Here is a 4,215-nt window from a genome sequence, read left to right as displayed (position 1 = left end):
TAGCTCAATTATCAAGGAACATCAAATAGTTATAGCCGACAAAATCAAGTTACTGAACTTGCTGTCACGGTGTCAGGATATGTTACATATTGCTTATTACCATCGGTCCCAAAATTTGTCGCTGCGTCATAACTCAGACTGGTTGATACAAGGAAGGAAATTTGAGATATGCCTATCCAGCCAGCTGTATGCAAAAAATACAAGTAATAATCTCTACCATATTTGGGGATTTCAGACAGCGTAGAAATGAAACGCTCTTTGTTGTCACCACCAAAATAATCACAAAATTCTGGATGGGCTAGTTTGAACTCCTTAATTTCTTTGGATTTTGACTTGAGCTCACGCTGAATTTTGTCAAAAATGAAATCAAGAGTATGTTCGCTGTAGTCTTCAATTTCTTTCATCCATTTTGAATTTACAATTTCGTCATCTTTAACTTCGTAAAAATGCTTAGCTTTTTCACCAAAGAAAAAATATAGATCAAATAACAGATCTTCTGAAAGTAGATCACGATTTGACGATAGTTTGTACGATAGATTTATATCACTGTCACCCCTAAATGTTAGAGTTACTCGTCGCGAAGAAAGCATCGACATGCTGTTGGCTATGCTTAATAATGATTTGTAAAACAAAATGAGGTTTTGTTCAGATAGTGGCTCAAATTGAGATGCCGGACCAGTAGAGTAGATCGGAATATCAAACAAATCTTCAATGGCCTGTATTGCTGTCTTCACAATGTGCTACCTCGCTAAGTCAACTTGCTGAAGGTTTATTATTCAGTATTTCAAGTAATAGACCTTCCCATTTGAGGAGGGCATCTTTTTTCTCGTTATCGTAACGATATTTGTTGTATACCCCAACAATTCCTGGCTTGATGTGATTAATGACCTCTTCACCAACTTCGTCTGAAATACCGACACGAGCCATATTTGTACGAGCTGTTCGACGAAGATCATGCGGTGACCATGGTTTCATCCCGAAGTAGGGCTCTTTACGCGCTTTGATCTTTCTATTGCCAACAACTTTCACGGCATTATCGTCCAAATAGCCTCGATTTATTGCTTGTGAAAGAGTGTTCTCGGAAATGTGTCCTCTTTTCCCTCTACCAGATGAGAAGATGTGTCCTTTGCTTTGTCCGATCAGTTCCAGAGCGGTATCAGTCAAATATACTCTGTGCTCACGTTCATTTTTGCCAGCAACCTCTGCGGGGATAGTCCACCATCTGTCCTTGATCTGGTCACGATGTATTTGTGCAACTTCACCCGGACGCTGGGCTGTTACCAAAATCAATTTAAGCGCACGCTTGACTTCAGCCGAGCTTGGTCCTTTGCTGATTTCTCCCCACGCCTTCACGATTTCGTCATCGTCAAGATGACGATCATCAGTTTTGGGTGCAATCTTGGGAACAGAAGCTGTGATCTCTTGGAAAGGTTGAATCTCTGCCCACTCCTGACGACAGGCATATTTGAACATCTGCCTGCCAAATTTCATTACGTTCCGAGCAGATCCCGGGACCCTGGTTGCAATTTGCTCGATAAGAGACAAAGCATGCTTGTGTCGCACTGAGGAGATTTCCATTTTGCCGATACCGGGAATGATGTGGGTCTTGATGGCGCTGAGGATCGTTTCACGCCATCTGTCCGAATGGTTCTCCTTTGAGTATTTGACATACCATACTCCAGCAAGCTGCTCGACGGTTACCGGGACATAGTTCTCTGGAATCTCATCCGATATCAGGGCTTCGAAGGTGTCTCTTTCCAGCTGAGCAGCAGCGAGGGCCATTGCCTCCGCCTGAAGTTTAGCCTCGCTGGCCAAGCGGGACTGTTCCTCGATGGCTGCTTTTTTATGATCGCGGGGGTCAATACCTTTTTTCACTAACTTGTACGCATCGTTATATGCTATCCTCGCATCCGCAAGGGAGCAGTCCGGATAATGTCCAAGAAGCACGTACCCTTTGCTCTTGTTCAACTCGAACAGGTACACAAAAGCCTTGGCTCCGGAGGGTAGGATTTGCAGGGCAAATCCACGCCCCTCACGTAGATAGTATCTCGCGCTTTTTGGTTTCGCTGCAGCGATTGCTTTTTCCGTGAATTGTTTGCCCATTTTGCTCTCTTTTCGTGTTTCCGTTTTGTTTCCGTTTGCTCTTTTAAAAACCTCATGTTTCCGTTTTGTTTCCGTTTGGAAGTTGGCAAGCAGAGAGGCAAATTGAAACAGTTGGAAATACAAAATAGGCTAAAAACTCAGTTAAGTCAAGGTGATAAGATGAGGTAGTGATGGAGTGAGAGACAGGATGAAAACTTCTGAAACGTCGATGTGTCAGCTTCCCAAGCTGAAGGTCGCGGGTTCGAATCCCGTTTCCCGCTCCATCTAACAATAAGGAATCCTTCGGGATTCTTTTTTTGTTGCCCCGACTTTCGCAGGAACTTTCGCAGGTGGCCGGGGTTTTTCTCTATCTGCTCGCATGCCCCATGAGGTTCACCAACCGGTTCTGGTCAGTCCTGATGGCAAGAGCCCACGCCGCAAAGGTATGGCGGGTCGTGTAGGGTTTTCGGTACTTGACTCCAGCCTTGGCTAGTGCCCTAGTCCAGACCTGGCGCTGGAATTTTTCGGCGGTGAAGGTTGCACCGTTCTCCATCGTGAAGAGATATTCCCCCGTGGCAGTTGTCGTCGCCTGTTCCAGAATTTCGGTGATGGCCCTGGTAAGGGGAATGCGCCGCTCCCGGTATTCGGTTTTCAGGGAATCTGACTCCTCGCCCCGGACGATGGATTGCTCCACGTATAGGAAACCGTCCCGGATGTGGGTCTTCTTGAGAGCGGCAAGCTCCGAGGCGATCATCCCGGTCAGAACCATCAGTTTTGCCACCGGCCGGTAGTACGGCTCCATCGCCTCGATAATGGCCCCCCACTCGTGGAAGCGGAAGACCTCGACCACCTTCTTCCGCTTCTTGGGGAGATGCTTTTTCAGCGACCGGCATGGGTCGGTCAGGGTCCACCGGTGCTCCTCGACGGCATCGCTCCAGATAGTTTTGAAAACCTGCAGCACATTGACCACCCTTGCGCGGGAGAGCGGCTCCCCCGCTTTCGGCCCTGCCCGGTGCTTCAGGGTGGCCAGAAACTTCTGCATTTCGATGCCGGTAATGTGGAAAAACGACTTCTGGCCGAAGTAGGGGAGGAGCCAGTAGTCGATGGCGCTGCGGTAATCCTCCTTTTTGGTGTGGGAGGGGAAATTGGGCCAGATGGTCCCGTACCACCTCGTCACATAGTCGCCAAAGGTAATACCCCGCGCGTCAGGAGCATATTCGCGATGCTCCAGCCGGGTATGGAAGACCTTTTCCTCCTCGCTTGCCCCGGGAAAGAGCTTGGCGAATTCCAGGGTGCCAAGTTTTTTTTGTTCCAGGATTGCAGCAAGCAGCTTTTCGACTTTCGCTCGGTTGAGTGGAGTATCGTCCATCCCGGTTGACCGCTCTATCCGGATTCCGTGATAGAAAAAATCGAGATAGAGCTTCTTCGACCCGCCCTTGCGGGCGATGCGTCCTTCGTATTTCTTTGAATTGTCAAGAACTTCCAGGTTAAGCGCGGCATAGCTTCCTGCCATTGGTACAACTCCTTTCGAACCTCCTTCCCCTGTGGAATCCGTCCAGGAAGAAGTATAGCCCGATTATCAGAGGCTTTCCAGCAGATTGGGATCAATGGCGAGCCGGTTGCGCCCTCCCTTGCCGTTGCGCTTGAATTGAGGGCGCAACTCTTCGGCCTCGTCAACGGAAATGGCCAGCAGATGGGCAAGGAGATCATCATCCCACACAACGCGCACCACCCGGCCGATCCGGACCACGTGGCGGCCGACGACAAGCTTCCCGTCGGCAAGCCAGGAATAGGCCGTTGAGCGGCTGATCTTCAGCTTTTCCGCAAAAGATTCGATAGTGAGAAGTGTCCGGGTACTCATCGGTCGGTCCTCATCAAGGGGAATACAGCTCCTACCGAGAAAATGACAAACCGGGCAGACAAAACCGCGCGAAGCAGCGTAAACAGAGAGATTGACGGTGTTGACCTGAAACCGAAACGAGGTGACTGTCTTTAAGAAGTTGGAAGCGCTTGCCGTAAGGTAGGGTGAAATTGAGGCGAAAAATTTTTTGCATTTTGAGGTATCCTGATGACGATGGACACTCCCGCTTGGTAAACTACCGAGAGGGAGGTAAACATGAAACAGCAGCAGCG

At 48.8% G+C, this 4,215-nt stretch carries 4 protein-coding genes; all 4 read right to left on the bottom strand.

From position 1 onward, the window contains the following. Positions 1 to 44: 44 nt before the first annotated feature. Positions 45 to 734: a hypothetical protein gene (locus KJB29_RS18930; RefSeq protein ID WP_215735873.1), complete on the bottom strand. Its 690-nt coding sequence runs from the start codon at positions 732 to 734 to the stop codon at positions 45 to 47. 19 nt (positions 735 to 753) lie between these two features. Continuing rightward, the gene (locus KJB29_RS18925) at positions 754 to 2,103 is read right to left on the bottom strand and encodes a tyrosine-type recombinase/integrase (protein ID WP_215735872.1); all 1,350 of its coding nucleotides are present in this window, start codon (positions 2,101 to 2,103) and stop codon (positions 754 to 756) included. Positions 2,104 to 2,449: 346 nt separating this feature from the next. Next, positions 2,450 to 3,595 carry a tyrosine-type recombinase/integrase gene (locus KJB29_RS18920; protein WP_215735871.1) on the bottom strand — a complete coding sequence of 382 codons (1,146 nt, stop codon included), beginning with the start codon at positions 3,593 to 3,595 and terminating at the stop codon, positions 2,450 to 2,452. 66 nt (positions 3,596 to 3,661) lie between these two features. Continuing rightward, entirely contained in the window at positions 3,662 to 3,943 is a 282-nt protein-coding gene (locus KJB29_RS18915) for a helix-turn-helix domain-containing protein (protein WP_215735870.1), read from the bottom strand. Positions 3,944 to 4,215: the final 272 nt, after the last annotated feature.

It is taken from the genome of Geobacter grbiciae (assembly GCF_018531165.1).
GTDB classification, from domain to species: Bacteria; Desulfobacterota; Desulfuromonadia; order Geobacterales; family Geobacteraceae; genus Geobacter; species Geobacter metallireducens.
This window is presented reverse-complemented; position numbering and strand designations above follow the sequence as displayed.